This is a genomic window from Salisaeta longa DSM 21114, from assembly GCF_000419585.1.
Lineage (GTDB): Bacteria > Bacteroidota > Rhodothermia > Rhodothermales > Salinibacteraceae > Salisaeta > Salisaeta longa.
Genome location: NZ_ATTH01000001.1, coordinates 2,997,526 through 3,015,887 on the forward strand (window position 1 = coordinate 2,997,526; position 18,362 = coordinate 3,015,887).

The 18,362-nt window shown below is 62.1% G+C and carries 12 protein-coding genes; 4 read left to right on the top strand and 8 right to left on the bottom strand.

Annotated elements, in window-relative coordinates; genetic code table 11:
- The first annotated feature begins 47 nt into the window (after nt 1-47).
- Together SALLO_RS0112565 and SALLO_RS18525 are read left to right on the top strand one after the other, a co-directional pair.
- On the top strand, nt 48-7,151 hold the full coding sequence (locus tag SALLO_RS0112565; protein WP_022836661.1) for a T9SS type A sorting domain-containing protein: 7,104 nt from the start codon (nt 48-50) through the stop codon (nt 7,149-7,151).
- Nucleotides 7,152-7,400: 249 nt separating this feature from the next.
- On the top strand, nt 7,401-7,562 hold the full coding sequence (locus SALLO_RS18525) for a PID-CTERM protein-sorting domain-containing protein (protein WP_157621458.1): 162 nt from the start codon (nt 7,401-7,403) through the stop codon (nt 7,560-7,562).
- Nucleotides 7,563-7,668: 106 nt separating this feature from the next.
- Here the strand turns inward: SALLO_RS18525 and folB are convergent, their stop codons facing one another.
- The 3 genes from folB to SALLO_RS17060 all read right to left on the bottom strand — a co-directional run bounded on the left by folB (nt 7,669) and on the right by SALLO_RS17060 (nt 9,720).
- Nucleotides 7,669-8,097, bottom strand: a complete 429-nt coding sequence (gene folB, locus SALLO_RS0112575; protein WP_022836663.1) for a dihydroneopterin aldolase — start codon at nt 8,095-8,097, stop codon at nt 7,669-7,671.
- An 11-nt stretch (nt 8,098-8,108) separates the two neighbouring features.
- Nucleotides 8,109-9,041 (bottom strand): PfkB family carbohydrate kinase, encoded by a 933-nt coding sequence (locus SALLO_RS0112580; RefSeq protein ID WP_022836664.1) that lies wholly within the window; start codon nt 9,039-9,041, stop codon nt 8,109-8,111.
- Nucleotides 9,042-9,390: 349 nt separating this feature from the next.
- Complete coding sequence (locus SALLO_RS17060; protein ID WP_157621460.1) at nt 9,391-9,720, bottom strand: hypothetical protein; 330 nt, start codon at nt 9,718-9,720, stop codon at nt 9,391-9,393.
- 124 nt (nt 9,721-9,844) lie between these two features.
- Here SALLO_RS17060 and SALLO_RS17065 point away from each other — a divergent pair, with 124 nt between their 5' ends.
- Together SALLO_RS17065 and SALLO_RS17070 are read left to right on the top strand one after the other, a co-directional pair.
- The gene (locus tag SALLO_RS17065) at nt 9,845-12,862 is read left to right on the top strand and encodes a tetratricopeptide repeat protein (RefSeq protein WP_169577931.1); all 3,018 of its coding nucleotides are present in this window, start codon (nt 9,845-9,847) and stop codon (nt 12,860-12,862) included.
- Between the two features lie 49 nt (nt 12,863-12,911).
- A complete protein-coding gene (locus tag SALLO_RS17070) occupies nt 12,912-13,346 on the top strand; it encodes a hypothetical protein (protein WP_022836667.1) in 435 nt (144 codons plus the stop codon).
- Between the two features lie 103 nt (nt 13,347-13,449).
- Here SALLO_RS17070 and SALLO_RS0112600 read toward each other — a convergent pair whose 3' ends face one another.
- From SALLO_RS0112600 to SALLO_RS0112620, 5 genes are all read right to left on the bottom strand, one after another.
- Nucleotides 13,450-14,172 (bottom strand): succinate dehydrogenase iron-sulfur subunit, encoded by a 723-nt coding sequence (locus SALLO_RS0112600; protein WP_022836668.1) that lies wholly within the window; start codon nt 14,170-14,172, stop codon nt 13,450-13,452.
- Nucleotides 14,173-14,247: 75 nt separating this feature from the next.
- Complete coding sequence (gene sdhA, locus SALLO_RS0112605) at nt 14,248-15,990, bottom strand: succinate dehydrogenase flavoprotein subunit (protein ID WP_022836669.1); 1,743 nt, start codon at nt 15,988-15,990, stop codon at nt 14,248-14,250.
- Between the two features lie 51 nt (nt 15,991-16,041).
- Nucleotides 16,042-16,545, bottom strand: a complete 504-nt coding sequence (locus SALLO_RS0112610; protein WP_022836670.1) for a succinate dehydrogenase — start codon at nt 16,543-16,545, stop codon at nt 16,042-16,044.
- Nucleotides 16,546-16,594: 49 nt separating this feature from the next.
- Complete coding sequence (gene sdhC / locus SALLO_RS0112615; RefSeq protein WP_022836671.1) at nt 16,595-17,014, bottom strand: succinate dehydrogenase, cytochrome b556 subunit; 420 nt, start codon at nt 17,012-17,014, stop codon at nt 16,595-16,597.
- 141 nt (nt 17,015-17,155) lie between these two features.
- Nucleotides 17,156-18,298 carry a citrate synthase gene (locus SALLO_RS0112620; protein ID WP_022836672.1) on the bottom strand — a complete coding sequence of 381 codons (1,143 nt, stop codon included), beginning with the start codon at nt 18,296-18,298 and terminating at the stop codon, nt 17,156-17,158.
- Between the last annotated feature and the right edge of the window lie 64 nt (nt 18,299-18,362).

An 18,362-nucleotide genomic window follows, 5' to 3' on the forward strand; every position in this document is an offset into this window, starting at 1 on the left:
TCCAGCTTTCAACAGAAGCAAACGCCATGAAACAACAGATACAGTCCATGTCGCACGCCTCGAACTCCCCAACACCGTGGGCCACGGTGCTTGCGGCTTTCCTGCTCCTTCTTCCGGCCGTAGCCGCGGCCCAGATCAATCCCGGGGAGCCGGCCCTTCCGGCCGTACCTGCACCCGAACGCGTGCTGTGGCTTCGTGCCGATCAAGACGTAACAGGCACCAGCGCGGTGTCGCTGTGGGAGGACCAGAGCGGCAACAACAACGACGCCACCCCGCGCAACCTGAACGGACCCGCGTTTGTGTCGTCCGTCACGGGGCTGAACGGTCAGCCGGCGCTTCAATTTGACCGGGCCAACGATGAGGGCCTGGGCCCCGATGACACGCCGGATATCAATAGCGACGATGCGGGCTATGCACAACGGACCATCGCGCTGACCTTTCGGACGGGGGGCGATACCGGGACGCGCCAGATCATTTATGAAGAAGGTGGTCAGACCAACGGATTCAACGTCTACCTGGAAAACGGCGATGTCGTAGCCTCGGCTTGGAGCCAATCGACCGGTTGGAGCGATCACTATTCCCTCAGCGCGCCGGTATCGGCGAATACGTCGTATGTCCTCACGTTCGTGTTCGACAAAGACGCGAGCGATCAGCTGCAGCTATACCTGAATGGGGGAGCTGAAGGCGCCTTCTCGGATCCCAGCATCACAGATATGTCGGTGCATGGCGGCAACATTGCCATTGGAAATGTGAGTGAGGATACGCAGTTTGATGGAGCTACGCCCATTGAGGTGCCGGGCACCGGCGGGGAAGGATTCACCGGATATGTGGCGGAGGTTGTGCTGTCCAACGTGGCTTTTAACGATGCGCAGCGCCAGATTGTAGAAAGTGACCTGGCCGAGCGCTATGGAATTACGATCACGAACGACCGCTACGCCCTCAGTGGCTTTTTGGGAGACATTACCGGGGTGGGCGAGGCCCAGAGTGGCGACCGGCAGACGCGGGCGCAGTCGGGCATCGTATCGCTCGAATCTACCGGTTTTGGCACGGCGCCGAGTTTTGGGCTCATTGGCCACAACCGGCAGCCCAACAGCTTTACCGAAGATACCGATCCCTCGGGCATTGGCACGCGACTAGAGCGCGTGTGGCGCTACGACGCAAAAAACACGGCCTCGTTTAACCTGTCGTTTGATGTGTCGGCGCTGCCCACGTTGGCTTCCGGCCAATCGTACCGGTTGCTTGTTGAGACCGATCCAACGTTCACCTCTGGCGCTACGGTGGTTAGCGGGACCCTGAACAATGGTACGTTCACCGTCAGTGCCTCGGACTTGAACAGTGCCGGCTTTTCTGATGGCGACCACTTCACCCTGGCCAAAACAGATGTTGCCGGGCCCGCCTCGCTTGCCTACAGTCCCAATCCCCTGGCCGACCTACAGGGGAACTTGCCCCTCAGTGCTTCAGCCACGGTCACCGGTGCAAACGGTACGGTCACCTACAGGTTGGCCGACGTGAGCTCGAGTGACGGCGTGCCAACGGTGTCGTTTGACGACAACCCCAATGGAGATGCAGATGTTGAGATCGATACGCAAACGGGCGAGATTACGGTGAACGCGGGCGCACCGGTGGGCACGTACACGGCCACGGTCGAAGCAACCGACAGCGATGGAACAGTGACCTTTCCGGATGTACTCACGATTACTGTCCAGGAGCCGGTCACAATCGCATACGACACGCCCTCGCAGGTGGTGATTTACGAGAATGGTTCGGCTGAATCCATTCAACCGGCGATGCCCAATGCGCTGTCCATTGAGGACGGCACAGTGACGTACAGCATTGTGGACGGCAACGACCCAACGACGAACGGACTCACGTTTGATTCTTCGACAGGCAAAATCAGCGGTACGCCCACAAGTCCGGGGCTCCTGCGTTTTGTGGTGGAAGCGGCCGGAAGCGGCGCTGCTGCCGGAACGCCCACCGCAGAGGTGAACATCGCCGTGGTGGGGGGCGACGGTCCGGCCGGCGTGGGCGACGACGCATCCACGCTTGCAATCTTTGATGCCTCGTCGCTCTCCGCAGTCGACAGCAATCCGGTGAACACATGGCCCGATCTTGATGCTTCGCCCAACAGCAACGACGTTTCGGCCGATGGCGCCGCGCCAATCTACCGCGCGAGCGTCACCGGCCTCAACGGGCATCCGGCGCTGGACTTCTCCGAGACGACCGGCTTGCTCCGCATGCCCGACAACCCGCAGTTCAATAATGGCGGACAGCCGTATGTGCAGCGCACGCTGGCGCTTGCCTTCCAAACCGGCAGTAGCGTCTCCAGCGGACCGCCCGAAGGCATCTACGCAGAGGGCGGCGGTACCCGGGGCATCAGCGTGTACGTGCGCGGCGGCGACCTGTACGTGGGCCTGTGGAACCTGAATCCCGATGACGGCTCAACCCCCTGGGGCCCGCACTTTTTCCGGGCCGAAACGCAAGGAAGCGGCAGTGGCACGGTGACCATCGACCCCAACACCGCCTACGTGGTGACGCTCACGTACAACTATGCTGCAAACGTTATTGAGGCATACGTAAACGGCACGCTCATTGGCACCGCAACGGGGCCGGCGGACGTCGGACGGCTGTTTGACCACGACGACGTTACGATTGGCGGCGGCGACAACCTGGAATCTGATTCGGGAGACGCCAACTACAGCGAATTCACCGGTCAAATCGCCGAGGTCATTGCCTACGGCGTGGCCCTCTCCGATGCGCAGCGACGCCTCGTTGAAAGCAGCCTCGGCGCGAAGTACGGCATCGCCGTTGCCAACCCGGTGTACGACCTCAAGCAGACCGACGAATTCCTCACCGGTACAGACGTAGTGGGCATCGGGCGGACGAGCGGCGCAAACGCGCACGACCCAGATGTTGCATCGGAGCCCCTGCAGATCACCGGTGCTGATATTTCCAGTGGCACGCCATTCTTTACTATCGGACACGACAACGGCTCAGGCACGACATTCACAGCCGACAAAAGCTTGCCAAGCACGTCGGATGGAGAAGATGTCTCCAGCCGCCTGGCGCGCACATGGCGCGTTGACCTGAACGGCGGGTCGCCCACCTTCGATATTACCTTCAACGTCACAGACTTCAGCCTGGGCAACGGGCAGGAGTACGTGTTGCTTGTGGACAGCAAATCGGACTTTCGAAGCAACAGCGATGCCCTGCGGCCTACATCGGCCGATACAACCAGCAGTGGCGACGGGACGGTCACCTGGGCGTCGAGCGACCTAGGTGCGTTGGACGATGCCGATTACGTTACCATCGGAAAAACATTGGGCAACCCTTCGCCGCCTTCTAACCTGACCTACAGCCCCAATCCGCTGCGGGTGAGCGCGAATGCCATCACCGCGGCCCAAGCTACGCCTTCATACGATGGCGGACAGCCGGCGCCTACCTTCCAGATTACCAACGGTGCAGCCGCAGGCATTAGCATCGACTCAAACAGCGGCGTGCTCACGGTCGACCCGCAAACGGCTGCGCAAGACATCTACACCTTGACAATTGAGGCGTCTAACAAGCAAGGCAACGACGGCGGCGCAACGACAACAACAGTAGACGTTGAGGTTTACGAGCCGCTCACGGATCTTTCGTACGCCGATGCGGTGCAGACGGTGACCACGGGCGATGCGATGCAGACGGTGTTGCCTGCCTTCACACCGGCGCTGAGTACCATCACCAGCGAAACCATTACCTATAGCCTGCAGCGCGTGTATGTAAACAACAACACGCAGACCGATCTGTCGGGGACGGGGCTTACCTTCAATACTACTTCAGGAGAAATCAGCGGGACGCCCAGTCAGCTTGGGACGGTGTCGATCGTCGTGCAAGCCGTTGGCAGCGGCGGCGCGGGAGGCACCGTGACAGCGCCCGTCAAGATCACCGCCGTGGGCGACCAGGGCATTGCGGGTATCGGCGACGCCACGACGACGCTGCTTAACCTGACAGCCGATGCGGCGCAGTTCACCGGCAGTGGCACCGTGGACCTATGGCCTGATGCCAGTACATACGGTAACGATGCTACGCCGTCTACAAGCGGTGCACAACCCACCTATTTGGCCAGTGGGCTGAACGGACGGCCTGCGCTGCAATTTGATGGGACCGATGATGTTGATGTGCTTGGCATTGCCGATGCGGCGTCCCTCAACTCCGGTGACGGGCCCTATGTGCACCGTGCGCTCACGGTCGTGTTTGAGACGAGCAATGACGTGAGCAGCCGGCAGGTTCTCTATGAACAGGGCGGCGGCACCCGTGGCCTCAACATCTACATCAGCAATAACACGCTGTATGTGGGCGGGTGGAACGAACAAGACGACACGTTCTCGGGCGGAGGCGAAGATCCCACCACGCCGTGGGAAGGCGGCACCGACGACCAGTTCGTTGCGGCCAGCACGCCCATCAACACCAACACAGCGTACACGGCCACGCTGGTGTTTGACTACGCCAAAGGCACCATGGAGCTGCTGCTCAACGGGGCGGTCGCGGCTACAGCAACGGGCGTCGATGCCGGCGTCGGTCGCTTGTACGATCACGGCGGTGATATTGGCATCGGGGCAGTGCGGAACCAAACCAAATTTGAAGATGGAAGCGAACCCGAAAATGGGAATCACTTTACTGGAAAAATTGCGGCGCTCGTCTTTTACGAGGCGTCGCTGAACAGTGCGCACCGCACGCTCTTGCACAACGCGCTAGCGGCTCGGTACGGCATTGCTTTGGATACAGGCAACGGGGCGCAAGACGTGTATGCCGGCGACACCAACGGCGACTACGACCTTGGCGTCTTTGGCATTGGTCGCGACGGCGCAGCATCGGCGCATACCAAGGCGCGCCGCGGCGGCTTTCGGCTGGCGGCAGCGGGTGGCCTCGATGCGGGCGACTACCTCACCGCCGGCCACAAGACGCCCACCAATGCATCGACCACGAGCGACATCGGCGGTGTGACCGGGCTGCAGGCGCGCATGACGCGCATCTGGCGCTTCACGGCGATTGATCCGGCGGCAGATCTTAGTGCGAACGTCATCATGGACCTGTCGGAGGCCGGCTTTAGCACCGTGGCGGGAACAGCCGGCGACTACGTACTGCTCACGCGGGCCTGCGGAAGCACCAATTGGGCACAAGCGGCCACGGGAAGCAGCATTGCCAACGGCGATGAAATTAGCTTTGGTGCGGTTTCCTTCGCCGACGGTCAGTGCTACACGGTAGGAACCACCGATCAGGTAAACAGCCCCATTTCCAGCACCGCCCTCACGATTGTGGGCACGAGCGGAAGTAACGGAGGCGATGCTGGCTGGCGGGACATGGGAATGCCTGTGCTGGGAGGAACGGTTGCTGATGTCCTGCAAGGCAACGGCAATCCGCTCTACAACGCAACCTCCATTTTCTACGCATGGGATGACGATGCTAACGTGAGTTCATCACCCCAGCGATGGACGCGGGTTGGCTCAAATGATCAATTGCCCAACGGTCGAGGGTTCACCGTGTACTTTAGAGACAAGGGCGCTACTGCCATTGACCCCACATTTACTGTTCAGGCAGCCAGCGGGCTTATACCTCCAGGAGATACAGATGTGATTGTTGGAGACGAGCAAAACCCAAATGATACACAGAACCTAGCTGATGATCCACTCAATGTGGAGGCACAGTGGCATTTTCTGGCTAATCCATACGGGGTGCCGTACGATCTGACCCACATGACTGGCGTGAGCGACTTTCAGGCAAACGTGCAGGTGTGGGATGTGAGTAGTTCTGGATATGAGGTCATAAACCTTGTACCAACTAATCGAACAGGTATCACGGCATGGCAGGCGTTTTTCCTCGAGCGCACGGAGCCTGGTCTGCAGGGAGGACCTGAAACCGTAACTTTTGATGCTAGCGGGCGCCAACCCGCGGCTTCAAACACGAATGCTTTCTTTGGCAATAGCCAAAAGCAAGCGCCACAGCGTCCTCCTCGTTTAATCTCATTGGAAGTAATTGGTCGAGATAGCAGCGGGGTAGAAGTGGCGCGCGATGAAGCGGCAAATCTTCTGTTCTATGAGCGAGCATCCGCAGCATGGGGACGCTACGATGCCACAAAATTAACTCCTCCCGTAGCACGCTATATTGCTATTGCTCCCATGGGTGAAGGACGGACGGGAGAACCGATACCAAAGGCTCAAGAGGCCCGTCCGGTCCCGCAATCGCCTGTATCCATTCCGTTGGCGTTCACAAGTCGCCGCGTTCAAGGGCGTATTACGCTGCGTGCTGCACGGTGGGAAAATATCCCCGAAGGGTGGAGCGTTGAACTTGTCGACACGAAAGGTACCCCCGACACAACTGATGATGTAGTGCATTCCCTGGGGCCCAAAGCCGAAGGATATACGTTTAGCACTACTTCTTCGAAGGCCAAGGAAGCGTTGCAAAAGCGCGAGAGAACTCAGCGCTCGATGAACCTTCGTCCACAGGCGCTGCAAGCTTCAATGCAGAAGACAGGCGCGGTGCCAAATACGCGGTTTGTGATCCGTATTGATCCTGGAAGCAGTCCGTTGCCGGTCGAGCTGGCCACATTCGACGTATCAAAGGATGAAGAGCAGGCGTACGTGCACTGGCGCACCGCATCTGAGACCAACAATGCGGGGTTTTATGTTGAACACCAAGTGCTCAGTCCATCGGATAGCACAACGCGTGCCGCAGCGTGGAAGGCACTCGGGTTTGTAGAGGGCCACAATACAACGAACGAGCCCCAATCCTACCAATTCCGTACGGAGCGTTTATCGTATGGCTTGCATGCTTTTCGCTTGCGCCAAGTGGACCATGATGGTTCCGTGTCGTACAGCAAGGAAGTGATGCTTTCTAACCGTCTGCGGGCTCCTGTAGCGGTTCGTGGCCCGTACCCCAACCCGTCGCGCGTGCAACCGACGCTCGAAGTCACCGTGCGGTCTACCCAACGCATTGCCGTACACGTGTATGACCTTCTTGGGCGCCGGGTAAAAACCGTGTTCAATGACGTTTTATCGGGACAGCAGACCCGCAAGCTATCCGTTGACGTGGGAGACCTAGCCAGCGGAACCTACTTCTTGCGTGTCCGAGGTACTTCCTTCGCACGGACCGAGCGTCTTACGGTCATTCGTTAGAACCTTGGCTGTCATTCGCTCAGCCCTTCATCATTACACCCGATCAGGTACAGCTGGATGCTTAACTATACTCGTCTTGCTTTATGCGCAACTCTGTGGATTCTCCTATTGGGGGGAGTGCCTGATTGCTGGGCGCAGTCGTCTGTGGGAGAGAACCCTTCGCTGCGCAGAGGGATGCAGTCGGCACCTGGGCAATTGCCTTCTTGGGCTGCGCCTAAGGCGAGACCCAACCGGAAGGCTGATCGTGGAATGGGTATCTCACCGACACCACAGCCGTACGATTCTCCCGAAAGACCACCAGTGCCGGTAGACGGCGGCCTCGTGTGGCTGACGGCCGCAGGCGCCGCCTACGCGGCCCGCGAGCTGTCGAAGCGCCGCGGCGCTTCCGATACGGACGAAGACGACGCCTAGCAGTACACAAGACGCGCACCACGAAGCCATAGCAAAAGCCGAGTCGCGGCCTGCGGCTCGGCTTTCTGTGGCTCTATTGCAACCCGCTATCGGGAAGAGCTGCCCGTCACGCGTCATCTGTTGCGACGTGGCGGTACACGGCCTCGGCCCGGTCGCACGGCCCGCCCACGGGCGGATTCGGCTTGCGCACGGTCACCGCGATGGCGTGCACGTGCGGGTACGCCTCGGCCACGCGGTGCGCAATGCGGTACGCAAGCGTCTCAATCAGGTAGAAGTTGTTCTGGGTGACCAGCTCGGTGACGAGCGCGTACACCGTCTCGTAGTCGATCGTGCGGTCGAGGTCGTCGTGCTGCGCCGCCGCCGCAAAGTCGAGGTCGGCCGACACGTCTACCTCATAGCGCCCGCCGATGCGATGCTCTTCCTGCATCACGCCGTGGTGGCCGTAAAAGACCGCGTTGACGAGCCGGACGGTGCCCAGGTGGGCGGCGTTGGTCGTCGATGGAGCCGAAGCAGCGGGGGAGTCAGAAGGGACCATGCCAAAGGGCGTTACGCCGGTTGAAAAGCAGAGAGCTCGGGGATGGCGGCAAGGTCGCGGAAGGCATGCGCCCGCTCCGCGATGCGCGCGGGCGTCAGGTTGAGCAGGCGCTCCGGACCGAAGCGCTCAACCACAAACGAGGCCATCGTGCTGCCGTAGATGATGGCGCGGCGCAACGTGGCATCGTCGAAGCGGTTGGCCCGCACCAGATGGCCCGCCAGCCCGCCGGCAAAGGTATCGCCGGCGCCGGTGGGGTCTTGGATGTCTTCCAGCGGATAGGCGGGCGCGCTGAAGATGGTATCGCCCGAAAAGAGGAGGGCGCCGTGCTCGCCTTTCTTTATGATGAGCGTCTCGGGCCCCATGCCGCGAATGCGATCGGCGGCCTTCACCAAATTGGGCTCATCGGCCAGCTCGCGCGCCTCGGCGTCGTTCACCACCAGGCAGTCCACCAGCGGAAGGGTTTCGCAGAGGCTGTCGTAGGTGTTCTCAATCCAGAAGTTCATCGTGTCGCAGATGACATACGCCGGGTTGTCAATCTGCGCCAGCACATCGCGCTGAATCTTGGGGTCAAGGTTGCCCAGGCACACGATGCGGCTGTCGTGGTAGGCCGCGGGAATGGTGGGCTCAAACGACTGTAGGACGTTAAGCTGGGTGTCGAGCGTGTCCCGCTCGTTCATGTCGTAGTGGTAACGCCCGCTCCAGGCAAACGTCTCGCCGTCCGCGTCGATCTCCAGCCCTTGCAGGTCGATGCCTCCGTCGCGCAGAACGCGCAGGTACTCCTCGGGAAAGTCGCCGCCGACCACGCCCACAAGCCGAACGTCGTCGCAAAAATAGCGGGCCGCGAGGGTGAGGTACGAAGCGCTACCGCCCAAGACGCGCTCGGCAGATTCGAAAGGGGTTTCAATGGAGTCGAAGGCGACGGTGCCTACCGCAAGAATGCTCACGAGAAGATAAGAGGCTGTGATGCACAGTGAAAACCAACAACCAACGTACACAACAGCACGCAGCTTGTGCAGTCTGCTTTGCGAAATCCGTGGCAATCATTGACGGCGAATCGCTTGCAGCGCCTCGGGGCCCATGGCGGGCTGAATACCACGGGGGCATACAGCGCCAGTCCGAGGCTTCCCAGCCGTGATCCTTTTCGTGCATGTTTTCATCCAGGAAAAAGATGCACGCATATCCAGGGCACGTTGATAGATGCCGGCATGATGGATGCCAGTCACCTGGACTGGGTTCGTACTGGCTATCCCGGCGCCCACTTCTCATTGCCCCGTCCGCTCAAGACCGGAGCGCTTAGTCGCGCAGCATAGCGCCCGTAAACACGCCCACGGCAAACGAGCCGAGCAGGGCCGCGGTGCGATGCTCTTCAATCCAGGCGCGCGCCACATCTACCGAAAGCGCCGCTCCGGTGCGTACCGTCTCGCTGCGGTCCATGCCGCCCATACCGCCCAGGAGGGCCGACAGCAGCGCCCCGGCCGCCTGATCGTCGCCCCAGGCGTCGTCAAAGTCATCGTCAAAGTCGTCCGCGAAGTTGTCGTGAGGGAATTCTTCGTGCGGGGCATGGGCAGCGTCGGAAGATTCGGACGAGGGCGCGTCGAACGGCATAGCGGCGTGGGCAGGCATGAGAAACCAAAGGGTGCGAGACGCTGTGCATAGTAGGCGACAGCGATAGCGCAGGCCCGCAGCAAAACGAGCCCGCGCGTATCGCACCCTTGTCTACCAATAGCGTTCCTTCGCCTTCATGTCCATGACACGTATCTCTCGGTGGGTTGCGGTGCTGCTCGGGTTCCTCGTGATGATGGGCCGCCCGGCGGCTCACGCCCAGCAGGCGGCACCGACAGCGGAGGCCGTGTACAGCCAGGCGACCTCGTTTTACGATCAGCAGCTCTACCTGCAAGCCATCGACCGGCTGGCGCAGTTTCGCGCGCGCTACCCCGAGCACGTCCTTGTGCCCGAAGCCCTCTACCAACAGGCCAAAGCGAACCTCGCCCTGGAGCGTCAGCAGCAAGCCCTTGCGCTGTTTCGGCAGCTGCAGCAGCAGTATCCGGGGCATCCCAAGGCCCAGGAGGCGCAGCTTAGCATGGCGCAGTACCTCATCGATCAGGGGAACGTAGCCCGCGGGCGGTCGATGCTGCAAGAGGTAGCGTCGAGCGGCCAGCCCGCCCTCGCGGCGCGCGCGCTCTACACGCTGGGCACCATGGCGCAAGACGCCGGACGGTACGCACAGGCCCTTGGCTACTATCAGCAGGTTACGCAGCAGTATCCGCAAAGCCCCGTGGCGCCGGCGGCCTACTATGCGCAGGGCGTTACGCAGGTGCAACTGGAGCGCTACGAGGCCGCGGCGCAGTCGCTCGAAGCGGTGGCGCGGCGGTATCCGCAGTCGCAGTACGTGCAAACCATCGGCACGGCGCTGGCCGAAGTGTACTACGAGCTGGGGCAGTACCAGCGTGTTGTGGATGAACTGCTGGGGCGCCTCCCCCAATTGCAGGGAGAAGCCAAGATGCGGGCTTACTTCTTCCTGGCCGAGGCGTACAATCAGCTGCGGCAGCCCCAGAACGCCCGCGTGTACTACGATCGCGTGCTGGCACAGGGCCCGTCGTCGGACTACCACCGGCCGGCGCTGGTGGGTATGGGCTGGAATGCGCACTTTCAGGGGCAGCACGCGCAGGCGGCCCAGTACTTTATGCGGGCCGCAGCGGGCCACACCGATGCGCGGGCCGCGCGGGCGACCTACCAGGCGGCCGTCAACTACGAGCTTGCCGGACAGGCGCAAGAGGCCCTGCAGGCGTTTCAGACCGTTGTGCGCCAGTGGCCGCAGCACCGGCTCGTGTCCCAGGCGCGCTACGAGGTGGGCTACCTGCAGTACAAGCAAGGCAACTACGCCGCCGCGGCGCGCGCGCTGCAGCAGGTCGTCGAGGCACCGGGCGAAACCGCGCCCACGGGCGAAGCGCTCTACTTGCTCGGCAATGCGTTGGTGGCGCAGGGCCAGCTAGACGCTGCGCTGAAACGCTACAACCAGGCCATCGCCCGCAACGCGGCGCCCGATTCGCTACGCGAGGAAATCCGCTTCCACAAGGCATGGACGCTCTACCAAAACGGCCGCTATGCGGAGGCGGCCCCAGCCTTCGTTTCGGTTGCCCAAACGGCCCCGCGCAGCCAGCAGCGACGCGAGGACGCGCTCTTCTGGAGCGCCGAGAGCTTTTTCCAAACCGAGCAGTACCGCCGCGCGCTCGAGCAAGCCAACCAATACCTTCAGCAGTACCCCAACGGACGCCACGCCACCGCCGCGTACTACGTGCTCGCGTGGACGTACTTCAAGCAGGGCCGCTACCGCGAGGCCATTCCGGCGTTCCAGGCCTTTCTGAACCGACAGCCGCCCACGGGCAAGGTGCCGTATGTGCAAGATGCCCGGTTGCGGCTTGGCGACAGTCACTACGCGCTCAAGCAGTACGATGCCGCCATGCAGGCCTACCAGAAGGTCCGTGGCGCGGGGGGCGACTACGCGCAGTATCAAATCGGACAGGCCCATTATTTTGCGGATCAGCCGCAGGAGGCCATTGCCGCCTTCCGCACGCTTGTTCAGCAATATCCGCAGAGCCCATGGCGCCCCGAGGCCCTCTACCGCATCGGGCAGATTCAGTTTGAGCAGAGCAGTTACCAGGAGGCTATTGCCGTCTACCGGCGCCTCATCGAGGCCTACCCGCAGTCGCAACGTGCTGCGCTGGCGCAGTACGGCATTGGCGACGCGCACTTCAACGCCGGTCGTATGCAGCAAGCCGTGCAGGCGTATCGGGCCGTGCTGAATCGCTATCCGCAGAGCGACGTAGTGGTCGATGCTGCATCGAGCATGCAGTATGCCTACATCGCCACGAATCAGGAGAACCAGATGCAGACCGTCATCGACTCGTTTGCGACGGCGAATCCGCAATCGGACCTGGTGGCGCGGCTGCGCTTTCAGCAGGCGGTGGCTACCTATCAGAGCGGCAACACGCAGGAGGCCCTTCGCGAATTTCAGCAGTTTGTTCGAACGTCTTCGAACGAGCGCCTGGTGCCCGCGGCCTATTACTACCTCGGCATCATCAACGCCGATCGCGGCGCCGAGGATGTGGCCATCAACTACCTCAACCAGCTCATCACCAGCTATCCCGAGAGCGACCGACGGACGGAGGCGGGCCTACGGCTGGGCGATATCTACCTGGCGAATGCGCAGTACGAGGAGGCGATGCGCGCGTATCGGGCCGCTGCAGAGGCGGCGCGTGCCAATGCCGAGCTGAAGGGGCAGGCGCGCTATGGCGAGGCCGTTGCGCTCTTGCAACTGGGACGCATCGACGACGCCGAGGCCCTCTTGCAAGACGTAGTGGGCAGCGCCGGTGGCGGCCCGCTGGCGGCCTCGGCACGGCTGGGGCTTGGGCGCGTATACGAAGCGCAGGGGCGCACCGAGGCGGCGCTCCAGGCCTACCGGCGTGTTGCAAACGGCACGCAAACCGAGGCCGGTGCCGAGGCCCTCTATCGGCTCCGCCGCCTCCTGCGTGCGCAGGGCAAGCCGCAGCAAGCCATTGAGCAGCTGCAACGCATGAACACGCTCTTTGCCGGCTATCCCGAGTGGCGCGCGCGGGCCTTGCTGGAACAGGCGCGCGCCTACGAGCAGATGGGGCAGACGGGCGAGGCGGTGCAGCTCTATCAACAAGTGGAAACGAACTACGCCGGAACGCCTTACGCCCAGACGGCGCAAACCGCCCGCCAGCGCCTCATGGACGCCTCCTAACGGCGCCCGCACCCAACCCGTAGCAACTGATTGATCTACCCAACGCTGTATGGCCGACGACGCCCCAACACCCGAGTTCATTCCGGAATACAACAAGCCGGATGCGCCAGGCATCCACATGAACTTCGACAACACGGTTTCGCTCTACCACATCGTGGCGGCCGATGATGACTTTGAGACGGCTGCGCACGATCTGTTCGCGCTGCTGAAAGAGGCCCAGGAGCGCTTTCCGGAGTGGCCCCGCGTGCTGTATCTGGACATTCAGGGCCATATGGATGATCAGGAGCGGTTCGACGACGAGATGGTAGAGCTGCAGCAGGAGTTTTTGATCGCGGCGATGGGCAAGTTCTTCACCGCACTGGCGCTTCCCATCGTGGCCGTCGTCAACCCCGACAAGCAGTCGAACGAGGTGCCCGACGAGCTCGTGCTGCAGGCGCCGGGCAGCGACCTTCCCGAAGACGCGTGGCCCCGCCCGCAGTCGTAAGCGTCATCTGCGCGCACATTGCAGTAGAACCACGAAAGCCCCACATCGGCGACGATGTGGGGCTTTTGCATGCAATACTGCACGTGGAAATGGGGGAATGCCATCAGCCGGCGGCCGAGGCCCCTGCCGTAACCGACTTGCGCTTCAGCGATGAGAGCCAGCGCGTGATGTCGATGTCCTTCGGGCAGGCCTCATTGCAGTTGAAGATGGTATAGCACTTCCAGAGGCCATCGGCCGAATCGACCACATCGAGGCGCTCCTCTGCGCCGTCGTCGCGCGTGTCGAAGGTGTAGCGATACGCTTTGAGCATGGCGGCAGGCCCCAGGTACTCAGGGTCGGCCCAGGTGGAGGGGCAGGCATGCGTGCACGCGCCGCACATGATGCATTTCGTGGCCTCCTCGATGACCTCGTGGTCTTCGGGGCTCTGCACGAACTCGCGCTCAGGTGCGGGCCCTTCGGTCATGAGCCACGGCTTTACGGCGCGATACTTCTCAAAGAAGCGGCTCTGGTCGATGACCAGGTCTTTAATTACAGGGGCCGCGGGAAGGGGGGCAAAGCGGAGCGTGTCGCCGTCGCCATCCACCAGGTCCTTCAAGAGCTGCGAGCAGGCCAGCTTGTTTTCGCCGTTGATCTGCATCGCATCAGAGCCGCAGACGCCGTGGGCACAGCTTTTACGGAGGGTCAGTGTGCCGTCGATGTGCCATTTGATGTCGAGCAACACGCTCAGGGCACTGTCCAGCGGCTCGGCCTCTACTTCGTACGATTCCCAGTGGGGGGCGTCATCAGACGCGGGGTCGTACCGCTTAATTTCTACGTTGAGCTTCATAGAGTCGACAGGGTCAGAGGTAGCAAGAAGCAAGGGGCTGCGGGCCCATCGGGGCCCGCAAGCCGAAGGGGGCGATTAGTATTTACGCTCTTTGGGCTCGAACTGCGTGATAACGACGTTCTTTTTGTCAAACTCGAACGAGCCGTTGCAGTCGCTGTGGAAGAGCGTGTGGTGGAGCCAGTCGTCGTCGTTGCGGTTCTGGTAATCCTCGCGCGAGTGGGCGCCACGGCTTTCGGTGCGGTGGTGTGCGCACGCCGCGATGGCCTCGGCGTAATCCACCATGAAGCCAATCTCCACCGCATCCATCAGGTCGGTGTTGAAGCGATCGCTTTTGTCATCGACGACCACGTGCTTGGCCCGCTCGCGGAGCGCGCGCAAGTCCTCAAGCGCAGTGGACAGCGTCTCGTCGGTGCGAAAGACCGAGACGTTCTCCATCATGGTTTCTTGCAGGTCGGTACGCACATTCACGATCGGCTCGCCATCGTCGCGCGTGTTGGCCAGTAGGCCGTCGAGCAGGTCGCGGGTCTCCCGCTCCGGATCGTCGGGCAGCGGAGCGAAGCCTTTGCCCTGCTTCACCTCTTCCGCCATGGCCATGCCGGCCCGGCGGCCAAACACCACGAGGTCGATGAGCGAGTTGGTGCCGAGGCGGTTGGCGCCGTGCACGCTCACGCAGCCGCACTCGCCGACGGCGTAAAGGCCCGGGATGGAAGAACCGCGGGCGCCGCGCTCCACGCGGCCTTGTTCGTCAGTAGGAATGCCGCCCATGGCGTAGTGGCAGGTGGGCGCTACCGGAATGGGCTCCTCCTTGGGGTTGACGCCCATGTAGGTGCGCGAGAACTCCGAGATTTCGGGCAGCTTCTTGTCGAGCACCTCATCGCCCACGTGCGTCAGGTCGAGGTGCACGTAGCCCTTGCCATTGACGCCACGGCCCTCGCGAATCTCCTTGTAGATGCACTGCGAGACCATGTCGCGGGGCGCGAGGTCCTTCACCGTGGGCGCGTAGCGCTCCATGAAGCGCTCGCCGTCCGAGTTGCGCAAGATGCCGCCTTCGCCGCGCGCGCCCTCCGTAATGAGGATGCCCAGGCGATACAGGCCGGTGGGGTGGAACTGCACAAACTCCATGTCCTCCAGCGGAATCCCTTTGCGCAGCATGATGGCCATGCCGTCGCCGGTGCCCGCGTGCGCATTGGAGGTTGTCTTAAAGGCCCGGCCGTAGCCCCCGGTCGCAAAGCACACGACCTTCGCGTGGAAGGTGTGGATTTCGCCCGTCAGAATCTCGTACGCCACCACGCCAGCGGGCTCGCCATCGTCGTTCATGATGAGGTCGAGCACCTGAAACTCCTCGTAGAAGCGCACGCCCTTGCGGGTGCACTGGTCGTAGAGGGTGTGCAGGATGGTGTGGCCCGTACGGTCGGCCGCGTGGCAGGCGCGCCGCACCGGCGACTCGCCAAAGTTGCGGGTGTGGCCGCCAAAGCGACGCTGCGAGATCTTCCCTTGTTTGTTGCGGCTAAAGGGCACCCCGTAGTGCTCAAGCTCCACAATGGTGCGGGGCGCGTCCTTGCACAGGGCCTCAATGGCGTCCTGGTCGCCCAGGTAATCGCTGCCCTTCACCGTGTCAAACGCGTGCCAGAGCCAGTGATCTTCTTCTTCGTTGCCGAGGGCCGCGCTGATGCCGCCCTGCGCCGCGCCCGTGTGCGAGCGCAACGGGTGCAGCTTCGAAACCACGGCCACATCGGCCCCGCCTTCTTTTGCATACAGGGCGGACATAAGGCCAGAGCCACCGGCGCCGACAATTACTACGTCGTGAGAAAATTGCATAACAGGTTGAAGATTCGCGTGCAGTTGCAAGCAAGGGGCGGCAGGCGGAGGCTACAGCGGCGACGGCCAGCCGGCCGTGATGACCGAGTACATGCCAATCACAAGCAAGACCAGCGCCAGCCCCCATGAAAAGATGCGCGCTGTAACGCGCCCCAGGGGATTGCGGATGTAATCGGTAAGGACGTTGTTCAGTCCATAAAACCCGTGGTGCAGGGCCACAATCAGAAACAGAATGTTAAACCCCTTCCACAGCACCGCATACACCGGATCGGCCAGGCGGCGCATCACCACGTCGTACGGCGTTACGGCCGCTTCCGTTGTGCCGGGGTCTACCGTAAGCTGCTGAACGGCCGCCTGCGCCTCCTTGGGGTACGTGGGCAGTTCAACGTCGCCCGTGCTGTTCTGGACGACCACCTCGGTGGTTACCGAGGCGGACGTGTGGTCGTAGTGCTGCACCCAAAAGTGGGTAATCAGGAGGAAGACCAGCAGCGTGCCGGTAATCCGGTGCAAAAACCAGTTGATGGCGTTCGATTTCGAAGCGCGTCGCGTAGACATAAGCAATCAGGCAGAAAACAGTCGGAAGGCGGGCAGAGCAAGCGGGAAGTTATCCGCCAAAGTATTGCACCAGCGCGTAGATCGAGGGATAGCCGCCCACGGCAATCAGGATGAGCGCCACAGCGCCAAGCGTCCAAAACAATCGCTTCTGGTTGGGGCTCCATCCCATAAAGTCAATCAGCACGATGCGCAGCCCGTTCATGGCGTGGTACACCACGGCGGCAAGCAGCAGAAACTCGCCGACTTTAAAGATGGGCGCGTGATAACTGGCAATCAGTTCGTTGAAGGTCGCCTCGTTGGTCAGCGCCTTCAGCCCCCAGATGTGGATGACGAGGTACACCACGAGGGCCACGCCGCTGAGGCGATGGGCCATCCAGGCAAACATGCCGGTGCGGATACGATACCGCTGAAAACGGCCACTCTTTTCGGCGGCCGCGGGGGCCGGGCGCTCTAACGTGTCGACAGCCATAGGAAAGTAGGTTGCTTCGGGCGCGGAGAAGGGGGGCACTGCGTAGGGCAGGCACCACAAATCCGAATGATGCAGACCGCGCAAAGGTTTCGGGGAAAAGTGAAAACCGGGGCCCGTTTGGCGAGCCCCGGGTGCTGCGGGTTAGCGTTCGCTAATCGGCGTTACGGACTTGCCGGTGGCGCCCACGTACTCGGCCCGCGGACGGATGAGGCGGTTGTCGCTCCACTGCTCCAGCAGGTGGGCCGTCCAGCCGGTGGTACGGCTGAGGGCAAAGATGGGCGTGAAGAGGTCGGGGTCGAGGCCCATCATGTAGTACGTGGAGGCGCTGAAGAAGTCCACGTTGGGGTCCATCCCCTTCTCCTCCTTCATGGTGTTGAGGATGGCCATGCTGTAGTCGTACCACTTGCGGGCATCGCGCTCCTCGCTCAGGTCTTTCACCAGGTCGCGCAAAATCGCGGCCCGCGGGTCCATCGTCTTGTAGACGCGGTGGCCGAAGCCCATGATGCGCTCCTTATTGGCCAGGCGCTCTCTCACGTAGTCCGCCGGGTCGGCGCCTTGTTCGTCGATGTCGAGCAGCATGCGCATGACCTCGCGGTTGGCACCGCCGTGCAGCGGGCCTTTCAGCGCGCCGATGGCGCCCGTGACGGCCGAGTACATGTCCGAGAGCGTAGAGCCGATGACGCGGCTGGTGAACGTGGAGGCGTTCAGGCCGTGGTCGGCATGCAGCACGAGGCACACGTCGAAGGTGCGCTCGGCGGCCTCGCCCGGGGCCTCGCCGTTCAGCATGTAGAGAAAGTTGTAGGCCGTCGAGTGGGTGTCGAGCGGTTCCACCGGTTCGTGGCCCGAGCGGATGCGCGAGAACGCCGCAATGATGGTCGGAATTTGGGCGAGCAGGCGGCTGGCCTTGCGGCGGTTGGCCTCGGGCGTGGCGGTGTCGGCCTCGTCGTCGTACAGGCCAAGGGCCGATACGGCCGTGCGCACAACGGCCATGGGGTGGGCGGTGTCGGGCGTGGCGCGGAGGAGGTCGAGCACCGGGGCCGGCAGGGCGCGTTCGCTCTGCAAGCGTTCGGTGAGCGTGTCGAGCTGCGCCTCGGTTGGCAATTCGCCGTTCCACAGCAGGTACACAACCTCCTCGAACGAGGCGTTTGCCGCCAAGTCGTTGATGTTGTAGCCGCGATAGACCAGCTCGCCTTGCTGGCCGTCGATGGAGGAAAGTTCAGACTCGAGAGCAATGACCCCCTCAAGACCTCGGGCCTTAATGGGCGTATCGGATTGGTCAGCCATGATGAGATGTCGCGGATGTCTGTTGGAAAATCAATGCGGTGTCGCGCCAGTGGCGCCGGCGGCC

Bases quoted from the DNA above. Each gene is read 5' to 3' on its own strand.
- SALLO_RS0112565 (WP_022836661.1), top strand. From the start codon at position 48: ATGTCGCACGCCTCGAACTCCCCAACACCGTGGGCCACGGTGCTTGCG.
- SALLO_RS18525 (WP_157621458.1), top strand. From the start codon at position 7,401: ATGGGTATCTCACCGACACCACAGCCGTACGATTCTCCCGAAAGACCA.
- folB (WP_022836663.1), bottom strand. From the start codon at position 8,097: ATGGTCCCTTCTGACTCCCCCGCTGCTTCGGCTCCATCGACGACCAAC.
- SALLO_RS17060 (WP_157621460.1), bottom strand. From the start codon at position 9,720: ATGCCTGCCCACGCCGCTATGCCGTTCGACGCGCCCTCGTCCGAATCT.
- SALLO_RS17065 (WP_169577931.1), top strand. From the start codon at position 9,845: ATGACACGTATCTCTCGGTGGGTTGCGGTGCTGCTCGGGTTCCTCGTG.
- SALLO_RS17070 (WP_022836667.1), top strand. From the start codon at position 12,912: ATGGCCGACGACGCCCCAACACCCGAGTTCATTCCGGAATACAACAAG.
- SALLO_RS0112600 (WP_022836668.1), bottom strand. From the start codon at position 14,172: ATGAAGCTCAACGTAGAAATTAAGCGGTACGACCCCGCGTCTGATGAC.
- sdhA (WP_022836669.1), bottom strand. From the start codon at position 15,990: ATGCAATTTTCTCACGACGTAGTAATTGTCGGCGCCGGTGGCTCTGGC.
- SALLO_RS0112610 (WP_022836670.1), bottom strand. From the start codon at position 16,545: ATGTCTACGCGACGCGCTTCGAAATCGAACGCCATCAACTGGTTTTTG.
- sdhC (WP_022836671.1), bottom strand. From the start codon at position 17,014: ATGGCTGTCGACACGTTAGAGCGCCCGGCCCCCGCGGCCGCCGAAAAG.
- SALLO_RS0112620 (WP_022836672.1), bottom strand. From the start codon at position 18,298: ATGGCTGACCAATCCGATACGCCCATTAAGGCCCGAGGTCTTGAGGGG.